Here is a 13,937-nt window from a genome sequence, read left to right on the forward strand (position 1 = left end):
GCGCCTATCCTGCCGGGTCCTGATCGTCCCCGGCCAGCGCGAGCGCCGTGCCCACCAGGCCGATGTGGCTGAAGGCCTGCGGGAAGTTGCCCAGCTGGCGCTCCGCCACGGGGTCGTACTCCTCCGCCAGGAGCCCGACGTCGTTGGCGAGCGCGACGAGCCGCTCGAAGAGCTCGCGGGCCTCCTCGGTCCTGCCGGTCATCCGGAGCGCGTCCGCCAGCCAGAACGAGCAGACCAGGAAGGTGCCCTCCTGGCCGGGCAGTCCGTCGATCGCCCCCGAGCCGGTGCTGTAGCGGCGCACGTAGCCGCCGTGCAGCAGTTCCGCCTGTACCGCGTCGACCGTCCCGACCACCCGGGGGTCGTCCGGCGGCAGGAAGCCGACCCGGGGGATGAGCAGGGTCGCGGCGTCCAGTTCGAGCGAGCCGTAGGACTGGGTGAAGGTGTTCCGGGCGGGGTCGTAGGCCCGGGCGCACACCTGCGCGTGGATCTCGTCCCGCATGGTCCGCCACCGTGCCGCGTCGCCGGGCAGCGAGGGGTCCGCCTCCAGGGTGCGGACGGCGCGGTCCGCGGCCACCCAGGCCATCACCTTGGAGTGGGTGAAGTGGCGGCGCGGCCCGCGGACCTCCCACAGGCCCTCGTCGGGTTCCCGCCAGGTCGACTCCAGGAAGCCGAGCAGGCTCAGCTGGAGGTTCCAGGCGTGCCGCACCGCCGGGATGCCGGCCTCGCGCGCGAGGTGGAGGGAGTCCATGACCTCGCCGTACACGTCGAGCTGGAACTGGTCGACGGCCGCGTTCCCGGTGCGCACCGGCGCCGAGTCGCCGTAGCCCCGCAGCCACGGCAGCGTCGTCTCGGGGAGCCGGCGCTCGCCGGCGGGCCCGTACATGATCTGCAGGTCGGCCGGGTCGCCGGCGACCGAGCGCAGGAGCCAGTCCCGCCAGGCGGCGGCCTCGTCGACGTATCCGCTGGAGATCAGCGCGCCGAGGGTGAGGGCGGAGTCGCGCAGCCAGCACGCGCGGTAGTCCCAGTTCCGTACGCCGCCGAGCTCCTCGGGCAGGGAGGTGGTGGGGGCGGCCATGATCCCGCCGGTCGGGGCGTAGGTGAGGGCCTTCAGGGTGATCAGGGAGCGCAGCACGGTCTCCCGGTACGGGCCCCGGTAGGTACAGCGGGCCGCCCACTCCCGCCAGTCCGCGAGGGACTGTTCCAGGGCCTCGTGGGGGTCGACGAGGTCGGGCCGCGGCTCGTGGGAGGGGTGCCAGGTGAGGACGAACGCGACCTTCTCCCCGGCGGTCACGGTGAAGGAGGAGCAGGTGGCGAACTGCTGGCCCCAGGTCTTCACCTGCGGCTCGCTGCGCAGCCAGACCGCGTCGGGTCCGGCGACGGCGACCCGGTGGCCGTCGGCGCGGCGCATCCAGGGCACGATCGAGCCGTAGTCGAAGCGCAGCCGCAGGACGGCGCTCATCTCGACGGTGCCGCTGACGCCCTCCACGATCCGCATCAGGTCGGGGGCCCTGTCCCGCTGCGGCATGAAGTCGACGACCTTGACGGTGCCGGTGCGGGTCTCCCAGTAGGTCTCCAGGACGAGGGAGTCCTCGGCGTAGCGCCGGGAGGTGCAGGTCGTGGCGCCCTTGGGGGCGATGCGCCAGTGGCCGTTGTCCTCGTCGCCGAGGATCGCGGCGAAGCAGGCGGCCGAGTCGAAGCGGGGCAGACACAGCCAGTCGACCGATCCGTCGCGGCCGACGAGCGCGGCCGTCTGGAGATCGCCGATGAGGGCGTAGTCGTCGATACGTTGCGTCACGCTTTGGGCTGTTCCCGGAAGCGGCGGCGGTCAATCAGGGGGACGGCGTGGCCTGGATCGCTTCGGTGTCGCGTTCCGGGGTCACGGTGGTGTCGGAGGCGGCCGCCGTCTCCCGGTCGCGCTTCTCCCTGCGGACCAGGATCACCCAGCCGACGGGCACCCCGCCCGCGAAGAGCCACCACTGCACGGCGTACGCCATGTGGGGGCCGATCGAGTCGTGGTCGGGTTCGGCGATGGGTTCGGGGGTGTCCCCGGCGGGGGCGGGCGTGACCTGTTCGACGTAGCCGCCGAGCACCTCGCGGCCGATCAGCTCGGCCTGCTGCCGGCTGCTGATGAGCATGACCTGCCGGTCCGGCAGGCCCTTCAGGTCCTTGATGCCGCTGGCGCCGGTCGTCTCGTCGGCCTTGAGCCGGCCGGTGACGGTGACCTCGCCCTTGGGAGCGGGCGGCACCGGCGGGAAGGAGTGCTGGTCGGCGGCGGCCGGGATCCAGCCGCGGTTGACCAGCACGACCGCGCCGTCCCGGAGGACCAGTGGGGTCAGGACGTGCACGCCGACCCGGTCGTCGGAGGAGGTGCGGCGGCGGACCACCACCTCGTGGGCGGTGTCGAAGGTGCCGGTGGCGGTGACCGGCCGCCAGTAGTCCTCGCGGGGCACGGTGTGGCCGGGGGAGGTGAGCTCCTCGACGGGCACCGGCTTCGCCGCGACGCTGTCCGCGATCAGGGTGTTCTGGGCGACCCGCCGTTCGTGGCGGTGGAACTGCCAGAAGCCCAGCTCGATCATCGTGGGGATGAGGACGAGGGCGACGAGGGTGAGGATCACCCACTGCCGGGACAACAGGAAGCGGTACACCCCATGACCGTACAGCGGGGGCCACGGGGTGCACGCAGGGGGGTTCGGCTCGCCCGGGGGCGGGCCGAGGATCGTTTCTGCTCAGACCCTGTCGACGATGCCCACCTTTCCCTCCGCGCGGGCGCAGTGGCCGCCGCAGTACCAGCTGCCGTCGACCTCGACGCCCTGTCCGATGACCTGGACCCGGCAGTGCTCGCAGATGGGCGCCATGCGGTGGATGGCGCAGGCGAAGCAGTCGAAGACGTGCACCGCGCCCTGCGCGTGCACTTCGAAGGACATGCCGTAATCGTTTCCGCAGACCTCACAACGTGCCATGCGCCACAGGGTGGGGGCTCCCGGCGGGTGTGCGCAGCTCGGCACGCCCGCCGGGGCGGGGGTGTCACCCGTCTGCCGGGGCCACGTCCCGCAGCAGCTGGGTGTAGGCGGCCTCGTCGACGATCGGCGTGCCGAAGGACTTGGCCTTGACCGTCTTGGAGGTGGCGGCGTCCGGGTCGTTGGTGACCAGGAGGCTGGTCAGCCGGGAGACGCTGCCGGCGACATGGAGCCCGGCGTCGACGGTGCGGTCCTCCAGCAGCTCGCGGTCGACGGAGGTGTCGCCGGAGAAGGCGATCCGCATGCCCTGCTTGAGCGGTTTGTCCGTCTCGTAGCGGCCCGGGTTGGGGTACGGGCACGGCGGGCGCTTCCGCGAGGGACGCCAGCTGCCCGCCCGGTACGAGGAGGGGTACGGGGAGGCCGAGGCCTGCGAGCCGATCCGGGGCTGCGCCGGGGACGCGGCCCACTCGGTCAGCGGCCGGCACTCCAGGAGCGGCAGCCGGACGTTCCGCTCCGCCGCCGCGTGCAGGCTCGGGCGGAAGGCCTCGGCCAGCACCCGGGCGTCGTCGAGAGCGTTGTGCGCGCGCTGCTGCACGACACCGAAGTGCGCGGCCAGTGACTCCAGCTTGTGGTTGGGCAGCGGCAGCGACAGCTCCTTGGCGAGCGCGATCGTGCACAGCCGCTGGCGCACGGGCGCGGCGGACTCCGCGCGCGCGTACTCCCGGGCGATCATCTGCCAGTCGAACATCGCGTTGTGCGCGACGAGGACCCGCCCGTCGAGCCGGGCCGCGAACTCCGCCGCGATCTCCGGGAAGAGCGGCGCGCCCTCCAGGACGTCGCTGGTCAGCCCGTGGATCCAGACCGGGCCCGGATCGCGCTCGGGGTTGACCAGGGTGTACCAGTGGTCCTCGACGTTCCCCCGGGCGTCCAGCCGGTAGACGGCAGCCGAAACTATCCGGTCGTCGCGGGCGAGTCCGGTGGTCTCCACGTCGACGACCGCGTACCCCTGCGGGTAGGCGGCCGGCCACGTCTCTGCGGTCGTACGGTCGTCAAGCACGGTCACAGAGAATACGGCCCGCGACCGACAACTCCCTCCCCGGTGTCCCCGGACACCCCGGCGAGCAGCCCCTCGACCAGCGCGCGCACGGAGTCGACGAACAGGCGCTCGGTGTCGATCGGGGCGGCCAGGGCGCGTGCGAGCGGCCCGTCGGACTCCGCGTCCTCGCCGCTCCACAACTCCTCCTCGGCGGGCGACTGGGCGGGCGAGCGCTCGCGGTTGCGCTCCACGAGCACGTACCCGACGACCTGGAACTGCACCGCGCGGACGGCGCGCGCCGCGTGCGCCCCGCGCAGTCCGGCCGCGTGCGCCTCGTGCACCAGCGCGCGCTGGGCCGGCAGGAACATGCTCTCCGTCAGACCCCGCTCGTGGACCATCGCCACCAGGTGCGGGCGCTCGCGCAGGGCGCGGCGCAGCGCGCGGGCCACCGACACGATCCGCTCGGCGGGGGTCGTGCCGCGCGGGTGGATCGTGCCGAGGTCGGCGACCGTACGCGCGACGAGCGCGTCGAGCAGCGACTCGCGGTTGCCGACGTGCCAGTAGATCGAGGTGACCGCGGTGGAGAGTTCGGCGGCGAGCCTGCGCATGGTCAGGGCGGCGGGGCCGTGCTCCCTCACCAGGGCGGCGGCCGTGTCCAGGACTTCGTCGCGGGTCAGCGCGGTGCGTGCCACCGGATTCCCCACCTCCTCGCGGAGCGTTCCATCCGTTCCCCCCAATTCCTCTGCGTGCACGGCTCTTTACCCTTCGGGAGCGGCGGTGTAACTGTGTTACAGGCTGACGATCCCGAGAGGTGGTACGTCATGGCACGAGTACGGTACGGGGCGCGCACCGACGCCGAGGCGGCGGCGGCACGCGAACGGAGCGCCAAGCTCCCCGACATCTGGTCCACCGGAGTGGTCGCCGTCTGGGAGACCGACCCGGACGTCGTCGCGGCGGTCCTGCCGCCCCCGCTGAAACCCACCGCGCGTCCCCTCGTACGCGCCAACATCAGCAAGGTCGACCTGCCCGGCTATCCGCTCGGCGCCGGCTCGGTGGCGGTCGCTGCCGCCCACGGCGACAAGGAGGGCTGGTACCCGCTGGTCATGCCGATGACCCACGAACGGGCCCTGGTCGGCGGACGCGAGGTCTTCGGCGAGCCGAAGAAGCTGGGCGAGGTCACCGTCGAGCGCGACGGGCTCGTCGTCCGCGCGGCCCTCGCCCGGCACGGCATCGCGTTCGTGGAGGTCCGCGGCGCGGTCTCCGGGACGCTGCCGCTGCCGGAGCCCGTCGAGAAGACCGACTTCTACTTCAAGTTCCTGCCCGGCGTGGAGGGCACCGGCTTCGACGCCGACCCCGTCCTCGTCCACTGCGTCCGCAACGAGAAGGTGCGGAAGCTGGAGCGGGTCACCGGGGACGTGATCCTGCGCGAGTCCATGTACGACCCGGTCGCCGACCTCCCCGTCCGCCGGCTCGTCGAGATCACCCTCGGCGAGAAGAACACCGACCAGAAGGGCACGGTCGCCGAGCGCGTCTCCGCGCGCGCCCTGCTGCCCTACGTCCACCAGCGCTACGACGACCCGCTGCACATCCTCGACGGCCCCCCGGAAGGAAGCGTCTGATGGAACTGCGCGAGGGACAGGTCGCCGTCGTCACCGGCGCGGCGAGCGGCATCGGGCTCGCGATGGCCCGCCGCTTCGCCGCCGAGGGCATGGCCGTCGTCCTCGGCGACGTCGAGGCGGGCGCGCTCGCGCAGGCCGCCGACGAGCTGATGGAGGGCGGGGCCCAGGTGCTCGCCCGGACGGTCGACGTCTCCGACCCCGACGAGGTCCGCGCGTTCGCGGACGCCGCGTTCGAGACCTTCGGAGCCGTCCACGTCCTCTGCAACAACGCCGGCGTCGGCTCCGGCGCCGAGGGCCGCATGTGGGAACACGAGCCCAACGACTGGAAATGGGCCTTCTCCGTCAACGTCTGGGGCGTCTTCCACGGCATCCAGGCCTTCGTCCCGCGCATGATCGCGGGCGGTGAACCGGGCCACGTCGTCAACACCTCCTCCGGCGACGGCGGCATCGCCCCGCTGCCCACCGCCTCCGTGTACGCGGTCACCAAGGCGGCCGTCGTGACCATGACCGAGTCGCTCTACGCCCACCTCAGGGCGGAGCGGGCACGCGTGGGCGCCTCCGTGCTCTTCCCCGGACCGCACATGCTCCGCACCGGGCTCTGGGAGTCGCACCGCAACCGCCCGGACCGGTTCGCCAAGCAGCGTCCGCGCCGCAGCCCGTACCGCAGCCTCGACCAGTGGGAGGCCGCGATGAAGGAGGCCGGGCACGAGGTGGCCTTCACCCCGGTGGAGGAGGTCGCCGAGCACGTCGTCGACGGCATCCGCGCCGACCGCTTCTGGATGCTCCCGGAGAGCGAGCACAGCGACCGGCAGATCAGGGCGCGCTCCGCCTCGATGCTCGACCGCGCCAACCCGTCGTACCTGGAGAGCTTCATCCTCGACTGAGGGGTACCCGATGAGTCATGAAGACCCGTACCTGATCATCTCCTCCGACTGCCACGCCGGGTTGCCCACCGAGGAGTACCGGCCCTATCTCGACCCCCGCTTCCACCGCGAGTTCGACGACTTCCTGGCCGGCCGGGACGCCCGCCGGGAAGCCATGACCCGGCTCGGGGTGCGCAACGAGGCCTTCGCCGACCGCTGGTTCCACGACAACGAGGAGGGGCTGCGCGGCGGCTGGGACCCCGTGCAGCGGCTCAAGGAACTCGACGGCGACGGGGTGGCGGCGGAGGTCGTCTTCCCCGACGCGGACGCCGTCGACAGCCAGACCGCCGCCCCCTTCGGCGTCGGCCTCGGGCTCTCCGGCGACCAGGACCCCGAGCTCGGCATGGCGGGCGCGCAGGCGCACAACCGCTGGCTCGCCGAGTTCGTCGGGCAGAACCCCGAACGGCACTGCGGGGTGGCGCTGCTGCCCATCACCGCCGAGCCCGCGAAGGTCGTCGCCGAGATCCACCGCGCCAAGGAGTCCGGGCTCGGCGCGCTGATGATCCCCTCCATGTGGGTCGACAAGGCGCCGTACCACGACCGGCGCTACGACCCGGTCTGGGCCGCCGCCGCCGAGACCGGGATGCCGCTGGTCACCCACTCGGGTGCCGCGCCGCGCGAGGAGTACGGCGACCACCTCGGCATCTACGTCTCCGAGGTCACCTTCTGGCCGGCCAGGCCGCTCTGGTTCCTGCTCTGGTCCGGGGTCTTCGAGCGCCACCCCGGCCTGCGGTTCGGCATCGCCGAGTCCGGCTGCTGGTGGCTGCCCAACCTGCTGTGGTTCATGGACCGGCTCTACCTCGGCGCGCACGGCGGCAAGAAACTGTCCCCGTTCGCGGAGCTGAAGCGCCCGCCCAGCGAGTACCTGGACCGGCAGGTCTTCGTCTGCGCCACCAACACCAAACGGCGGGAACTCGCCCAGCGGTACGAGATCGGCGTCGACAACATCCTGTGGGGCTCGGACTTCCCGCACCCCGAGGGCACCTGGCCGGACACGCGCGCGTGGCTCCGGAAGACCTTCCACGACATCCCGGTGACGGAGACCCGCCGGATGCTGGGGCTCGCGGCGGCGGAGGTCTTCGGATTCGATACTCGAACACTGGATCCGATCGCCCGCCGCATCGGCCCCACCCCGGCCGACCTCGGCCAGCCCGCCGACCAGGCCGCCGTCGAGGCCTCCTGGGCCCGCTCCCGCGAGGTCGGCCGCCACTGGCTCACGGACCACGACTTCCCGACGCTGGGAGCCACGCCATGACCGTCGACGACACCCCGGTTCGGGAGGCCACGCCATGACCGACCGCTACACGGTGATCTCCGCCGACTGCCACGCGGGCGGGGACCTCCTCGACTACCGGCCGTACCTGGAGAAGAAGCACCACGAGGACTTCGACGCCTGGGCGGCCACCTACGTCAACCCGTACGAGGACCTGCTCGCCGACACCGCCGACCGCAACTGGAACTCGCAGCGCCGGCTGCGCGAACTGGAGGCCGACGGGATCGTCGCCGAGGTCGTCTTCCCGAACACCATCCCGCCGTTCTTCCCCAAGGCCTCCCTGATGGCCCAGCCGCCCACCGCCGCCGAGTACGAGCTGCGCTGGGCCGGGCTCCAGGCGCACAACCGCTGGCTGGCCGACTTCTGCGCGGACGCGCCGGGGCGCAGGGCGGGCGTGGCGCAGATCCTCCTCAACGACGTGGACGCGGCGGTCGCGGAGATCCGCCGCACCCGCGAGGCCGGACTCACCGGCGGCATCCTGCTCCCCGGGGTGCCGCCCGGCTCGCCGGTGCCCGAGCTGTACTCGGAGGCGTACGACCCGATCTGGGCCGTCTGCGCGGAGCTCGACGTCCCCGTCAACCACCACGGCGGTTCGGCCTCGCCGCCGCTGGGCGACGAACCGGCCGCACGGGCCGTCTTCATGGTGGAGACGACCTGGTTCTCGCACCGGGCGCTCTGGCACCTGGTCTTCGGCGGTGCCTTCCGGCGCCACCCGGGGCTCAAGCTGGTCCTCACCGAACAGGGCTCCGGCTGGATCCCGGGCGTGCTCGACATGCTGGACTACTACCACGGCCGGCTGGTCGCGGCCTCGACCCGGGCGAGCACCGCCGAGTCGAAGTTCGGCGCCGGGCTCGCCGAGTCGATGGGCCGGGGGCCCAGCGAGGTCTGGCGCGAGAACTGCTTCGTCGGAGCGAGCTTCATGCGCCCCCACGAGGTGCCGCTGCGCGAGCGGATCGGCCTCGACAAGATCATGTGGGGCAGCGACTACCCGCACGACGAGGGCACCACCCCGTACTCCCGCGAAGGCCTCCGGATCGCCTACGCGGGACTGCCCGAGGAGGAGGTCGCCGCGATGGTCGGCGGCAACGCGGCCCGCGTCTACGGCTTCGACCTGGGCCTCCTCGACGCCCTGGCCGCCGTCCACGGGCCGACCGTCGAGGAGATCGCCGAACCCCTGGAGGAGATCCCGGCGGGCGTCACCAGCCCCGCGTTCGCCCCCGGCGGGTCGGTCCGCGTCTGGTGAGCCGCCGGGTGCGACCCTCCTGACGTGACCGCACCCCTAGTACCGGACGACACCCATGCCGAGGCCCACGGCGGCCTCGGCTCCCGTCTCAACTGGCTCCGGGCCGCCGTGCTCGGAGCCAACGACGGCGTCGTCTCCACCGCCGGCCTCGTCGTCGGCGTGGCCGGCGCCACCGGGTCCCAGGCCGCCCTGCTCACGGCCGGACTGGCCGGGCTGCTCGCCGGATCGATGTCGATGGCGGCGGGGGAGTACGTCTCGGTCTCCACCCAGCGCGACTCCGAGAAGGCCGCGCTCGCCCAGGAGAAGCGCGAACTGCGCGAGCGGCCGGAGGCCGAACTCGACGAACTGACCGGCCTCCTGGCCGCCCGCGGCCTCTCCCGGGAGGTGGCCCGCGAGGCTGCCGAGCAGCTCACCGCCCGCGACGCCCTGCGGGCCCACGCGCGCGTGGAGCTGGGCATCGACCCCGACGACCTCACCAACCCCTGGCACGCGGCGGGCGCCAGCTTCCTCGCCTTCACCGTCGGAGCCCTGCTCCCGCTCCTCGCGATCGTCCTGCCACCGGCCTCCCTGCGGCTCTGGATCACGGTCCTCTCCGTCCTCGCGGCCCTGGCCCTCACCGGCTGGGGGAGCGCCCGCCTCGGCGACGCGCCCGCGGGCCGCGCGGTCCTGCGCAACGTGGCCGGCGGCGCCCTGGCGATGGCGGTCACCTACGGCGCGGGCTCCCTGCTGGACGTCTCGGGGGTCTGACGGAGGCGCGTTCGGGCCTCCGTCGCAAACTCCTGCTCAGAACTTGTCAGAAGGTGCCAAAGCTTGCTGACAAGCCGTCTCGCATACTTGTTGGTAACCACGTCTAGCCGCACCCCCGTCCACGCCTCTACCGTCGACGGCATGCCGAACCTGCCCGATGTCGTGCTCTGGTCCATACCGGCGTTCGTCCTGCTCACCGTCCTGGAGATGGTCAGCCACCGGATCCACCCCGACGAGGACGCCGCCGGGTACGAGACCAAGGACGCCGCCACCAGCCTCGGCATGGGGATCGGCAGCCTCGCCTTCGACGCGCTGTGGAAGATCCCGATCGTCGCGATCTACACCGCCGTCTACGAGCTGACCCCGCTCCGCGTCCCGGTCCTCTGGTGGACGATCCCGCTCATGCTGCTCGCACAGGACTTCCTGTACTACTGGCAGCACCGCGGACACCACGTCATCCGGGTCCTCTGGGCCTGCCACGTCGTCCACCACAGCAGCCGCAAGTTCAACCTCACCACCGCCCTGCGCCAGCCGTGGACCAGCGTGACGGGCTGGCCGTTCTACCTGCCGATGATCGCGCTCGGCGTGCACCCGGCGGCCGTCGCGTTCTGCTACTCGGTCAACCTCGTCTACCAGTTCTGGATCCACACCGAGCGGGTCGACAAGCTGCCCCGGCCCTTCGAGTACGTCCTCAACACGCCCTCGCACCACCGCGTCCACCACGCGTCCCAGGGCGGCTACCTCGACCGCAACTTCGGCGGCATCCTCATCGTCTGGGACCGGATGTTCGGCTCCTGGGTCGCCGAGACCGACCGGCCCGTGTACGGACTCACCAAGAACATCGAGACGTACAACCCGCTGCGCGTCGCCACCCACGAGTACGCCGCCATCGCCCGCGACCTCCGGGCCGCGAACGACTGGCGCGAACGGGCCGGCCGGGTCTTCCGCGGCCCCGGCTGGCAGCCGGGCACCGCCACCGCCACCGCCACCGCCACCGCCTCGGACACGACCACCACCACCCCCGAGGTGACCGCGTGAAGACCTCCTCCCGCGTCCTGCTCGCGGCCTTCGGGCTCGCCGCCGTCGTCGACCTGGTCTCCCTGCTCGCCGGCGCCGAGCTCGGCCACCAGATCGCCAAGCCCCTCCTGATGCCGCTGCTCGCCGCGTACTCCGTCACCCGGGGCGCCCCGAAGCTGCTGACCGCCGCGCTCCTCTTCGGCTGGGGCGGCGACGTCTTCCTGCTCTCCGACGCCGACTGGGCCTTCCTCGTCGGCATGGGCTCCTTCGCCGTCGGGCACGTCTGCTACCTGGTCCTCTTCGGACGCAGGCGTACGTCCCCGCAGCTCGGCGCCCTGTACGCGGTCGCCCTCGTCGGCACCCTCGTGCTCCTGTGGCCCGACCTCCCCGCCGACCTGCGGATCCCGGTCGCCGGGTACTCCCTGCTCCTCGCCGCCATGGCCTACCGCGCGAGCGCCCTCGGGCTGCTCGCCGGGATCGGCGGCGCGCTGTTCCTGCTGTCCGACACCCTCATCGCCACCGGCGTCGCCGAGTGGCCCCAGCTGCCGGCACCCGACTTCTGGGTCATGCTGACCTACATCGCGGCGCAGTACCTGCTGACGGCGGGAGCGCTCGGCGCGATGTACGGTGAACGTCGTACAACCGACTGACAGCAAGGACCGTCCGACATGCGCGCCACCACCATCCACGCCCCGTTCGACATGCGCGTGGAGGACGTGCCCGACCCGGTGATCCAGGAGCCCACGGACGTCGTCCTGCGGGTCCTGCGCGCCTGCATCTGCGGCAGCGACCTCTGGGCCTACCGTGGCGAGTCCGCCCGGCAGCCCGGCCAGCGCATCGGCCACGAGTTCCTCGGCATCGTCGAGGCGGCCGGCTCCGAGGTCACCGGCTTCACCGCCGGCGACCTCGTCGTCGCCCCCTTCGTCTGGTCCGACGGCACCTGCGACTACTGCGCCGAGGGCCTCCAGACCTCCTGCCCCCGCGGCGGCTTCTGGGGCTCGGTCGGCTCCGACGGCGGCCAGGGCGAGGCCGTCCGGGTGCCCTTCGCCGACGGCACACTCGTCAAGCTGCCCGCCGACGCCGCCTCCGACGACCACCTGCTGACCGCGCTCCTCGCGCTCTCCGACGTCATGGGCACCGGCCACCACGCGGCACTCGGCGCGGGCGTCACGAAGGGCTCCACCGTCGCGGTCGTCGGTGACGGAGCCGTCGGCCTCTGCGGAGTCCTCGCCGCCAAGCGGCTCGGCGCCGAGCGGATCATCGCGCTGAGCCGGCACACCGCCCGTACCGACATCGCCCGGCTCTTCGGCGCCACCGACGTCGTCGCCGAGCGCGGCGAGGCCGCCGAGGCCGCCGTGCGCGAGCTCACCGGCGGCCAGGGCGCCCACGGCGTCATCGAGGCGGTCGGCACCGAGCAGTCCATGAGGACCGCCGTCGCCATCGCCCGCGACGGCGGCTCCATCGGCTACGTCGGCGTCCCGCACGGCAGCGGCACCGGACTCGACCTCTCCGTCATGTTCGACCGGAACATCGCGCTGCGCGGCGGCGTCGCCCCCGTGCGCGCGTACATCCCGGAACTGCTCCCGGACGTCCTCGACGGCACCATCGACCCGTCCCCGGTCTTCGACCTGACCGTCGGCCTGGACGGCGTCCCCGGCGGCTACCGGGCGATGGACGAGCGCACGGCCCTGAAGGTCCTGGTCAAGCCGTAAGGCGCCGCCGGGCCGGGTCCGACGGACCCGGCCCGGCCGGACCCGTCAGCCCCGGAGCCACTCCGGCGCGTCCGCCCCCGCGACCCCCGGCGGCCGGGACCATCCCGCGGGCCCGCCCTCGTACGACACCGGCGACATCGCGTACCGCAGCCGCCCCAACGGGCCCTCCGACTCGGCGAGATGCCGCTCCGGCTCGTACCGGGGCAGCGTCCCCGTCAGCCAGTGCGCGGTCTGCGCCAGCGCGAGCCGGACGAGACGGCTGCCGCCCTCCGTGCGCTGCTCGGTCAGCGACCGCAGCACCGACGCGGCCAGCAGATAGCCCGTGCCGTGGTCCAGCGCCTGCGCGGGCAGCGCCCCCGGCTCCTGGGCCGACCCCTCGGTGACCGCGATCCCGGTCGCCACCTGGACCAGGCTGTCGAAGCCGCGCCGCCCGCCCCAGGGCCCGCGGTCGCCCCAGGCGGAGAGCCGGGCGGTCACCAGGCCCGGCCGCCCCAGATCGAAGCGGTCGAGCGCGCCCGGCCGGTATCCGGTGACCAACACGTCGGCCCCGTCGAGGAGTTCGGCGAAGGTACGCCGGTCCGAAGGGCGGTCCAGATCGAGCGCCGTCGTCCGCTTGCCCACGTCCGTGTCCGCGTGCTGGTCCGGCAGTTCGGGATTGCCCGGCGGGTCGATCCGCAGCACGTCCGCCCCCAGCAGCGCCAGCGTCCTGGTCGCGACCGGCCCGGCGATCACCCGGGTCAGGTCCAGGACCCGCAGCGGCCCCGAACGGCGCCGGGGCGGGGCCTCGTCGAGCCGCTCCCGGGTCAGCAGCGGCCGCGCCGCGACCACCCGGCCCTGCGGATGCGCCGCCCACTCCTCGGGGGTGCGCAGGGCGACGGCCAGCCCCCCGGCCGCGTACACCGCCGTCTCGACCTCGACGGCCTTCCGCTCGCCCATCGCCGCGGCGACGGCCTCCACCGACTCCTCCCGGACACCGAGCGCGGCGAGCAACGCCGCCCGGTGGTGCGGGTAGTTGGCGTGGGTGCGGACCCAGCCGTCGGCCGTCCGCCAGAACCGGGACAGCGGCGCGAAGCTCACCGGGGCCCGCCCGTCGACCCGTAGGTGCCGCTCGCTCACGAAGGCGGTGGCGACGGCCCCGTCGTCCACCCGCACCGGGCCGGCGCCGCCCGCGTGCTCCACCGCGGCGAGCCCGGCGACGGCGACCGCGGCCCGCGCCAGGTCCATCACCGGCAGCCGCGCGGGCAGCAGCCCGGACACCCCGCCGTACTCCACCCGGTCGACCAGGGCGGGATCGCCGCCGAGAGCCGACCACAGCAACTCCGTACCGGAACGCACTGTGTTGTCCATGGACGGCACTATGGCACTCAGTGCCATGCGAAGGGCCCCGGTGTGGCACACCACACCAGGGCC

Annotated in this window: 14 protein-coding genes; 8 read left to right on the forward strand and 6 right to left on the reverse strand. The window is 73.1% G+C overall.

The genetic code is table 11. The annotated features are described in order from the left end of the window. Positions 1 to 4: 4 nt before the first annotated feature. The 5 genes from ASD33_RS18595 to ASD33_RS18615 form a co-directional block, all read right to left on the reverse strand. Complete coding sequence (locus tag ASD33_RS18595) at positions 5 to 1,795, reverse strand: glycoside hydrolase family 15 protein (protein WP_056561218.1); 1,791 nt, start codon at positions 1,793 to 1,795, stop codon at positions 5 to 7. 34 nt (positions 1,796 to 1,829) lie between these two features. Next, positions 1,830 to 2,645, reverse strand: a complete 816-nt coding sequence (locus ASD33_RS18600) for an SURF1 family protein (protein ID WP_056561220.1) — start codon at positions 2,643 to 2,645, stop codon at positions 1,830 to 1,832. Between the two features lie 81 nt (positions 2,646 to 2,726). Then, positions 2,727 to 2,960, reverse strand: a complete 234-nt coding sequence (locus ASD33_RS18605) for a hypothetical protein (RefSeq protein ID WP_056561222.1) — start codon at positions 2,958 to 2,960, stop codon at positions 2,727 to 2,729. 64 nt (positions 2,961 to 3,024) lie between these two features. Next, positions 3,025 to 4,020: a DEDDh family exonuclease gene (locus ASD33_RS18610; protein WP_056561224.1), complete on the reverse strand. Its 996-nt coding sequence runs from the start codon at positions 4,018 to 4,020 to the stop codon at positions 3,025 to 3,027. Beyond that, complete coding sequence (locus ASD33_RS18615) at positions 4,017 to 4,685, reverse strand: TetR/AcrR family transcriptional regulator (protein ID WP_056561226.1); 669 nt, start codon at positions 4,683 to 4,685, stop codon at positions 4,017 to 4,019. Before ASD33_RS18615 ends, ASD33_RS18610 begins: the two co-directional genes overlap by 4 nt. 129 nt (positions 4,686 to 4,814) lie before the next feature. Between ASD33_RS18615 and ASD33_RS18620 the strand changes: the two genes are divergently transcribed. From ASD33_RS18620 to ASD33_RS18655, 8 genes are all read left to right on the forward strand, one after another. After that, a complete protein-coding gene (locus ASD33_RS18620) occupies positions 4,815 to 5,612 on the forward strand; it encodes an acetoacetate decarboxylase family protein (protein WP_056561228.1) in 798 nt (265 codons plus the stop codon). After that, positions 5,612 to 6,496 carry an SDR family NAD(P)-dependent oxidoreductase gene (locus ASD33_RS18625; RefSeq protein ID WP_056561230.1) on the forward strand — a complete coding sequence of 295 codons (885 nt, stop codon included), beginning with the start codon at positions 5,612 to 5,614 and terminating at the stop codon, positions 6,494 to 6,496. The genes ASD33_RS18620 and ASD33_RS18625 overlap by 1 nt, the downstream gene beginning before the upstream one ends. A 10-nt stretch (positions 6,497 to 6,506) precedes the next feature. Beyond that, positions 6,507 to 7,790, forward strand: coding sequence for an amidohydrolase family protein (locus ASD33_RS18630; RefSeq protein WP_056561232.1), 1,284 nt, complete (start codon positions 6,507 to 6,509; stop codon positions 7,788 to 7,790). A 34-nt stretch (positions 7,791 to 7,824) separates the two neighbouring features. Beyond that, complete coding sequence (locus tag ASD33_RS18635) at positions 7,825 to 9,051, forward strand: amidohydrolase family protein (protein ID WP_056561234.1); 1,227 nt, start codon at positions 7,825 to 7,827, stop codon at positions 9,049 to 9,051. Between the two features lie 24 nt (positions 9,052 to 9,075). Continuing rightward, positions 9,076 to 9,798, forward strand: a complete 723-nt coding sequence (locus ASD33_RS18640) for a VIT family protein (RefSeq protein WP_056561236.1) — start codon at positions 9,076 to 9,078, stop codon at positions 9,796 to 9,798. A 141-nt stretch (positions 9,799 to 9,939) separates the two neighbouring features. Next, on the forward strand, positions 9,940 to 10,836 hold the full coding sequence (locus ASD33_RS18645; protein ID WP_056561238.1) for a sterol desaturase family protein: 897 nt from the start codon (positions 9,940 to 9,942) through the stop codon (positions 10,834 to 10,836). Next, the gene (locus tag ASD33_RS18650) at positions 10,833 to 11,465 is read left to right on the forward strand and encodes a lysoplasmalogenase (RefSeq protein ID WP_056561239.1); all 633 of its coding nucleotides are present in this window, start codon (positions 10,833 to 10,835) and stop codon (positions 11,463 to 11,465) included. The genes ASD33_RS18645 and ASD33_RS18650 overlap by 4 nt, the downstream gene beginning before the upstream one ends. A gap of 18 nt (positions 11,466 to 11,483) precedes the next feature. Then, complete coding sequence (locus ASD33_RS18655) at positions 11,484 to 12,527, forward strand: zinc-dependent alcohol dehydrogenase family protein (RefSeq protein WP_056561241.1); 1,044 nt, start codon at positions 11,484 to 11,486, stop codon at positions 12,525 to 12,527. A gap of 45 nt (positions 12,528 to 12,572) precedes the next feature. Here ASD33_RS18655 and ASD33_RS18660 read toward each other — a convergent pair whose 3' ends face one another. Then, the gene (locus ASD33_RS18660; protein ID WP_056561244.1) at positions 12,573 to 13,874 is read right to left on the reverse strand and encodes a CoA transferase; all 1,302 of its coding nucleotides are present in this window, start codon (positions 13,872 to 13,874) and stop codon (positions 12,573 to 12,575) included. Positions 13,875 to 13,937 lie beyond the last annotated feature (63 nt).

Source organism: Streptomyces sp. Root1304, from assembly GCF_001426405.1.
Taxonomy (GTDB): Bacteria; Actinomycetota; Actinomycetes; order Streptomycetales; family Streptomycetaceae; genus Streptomyces.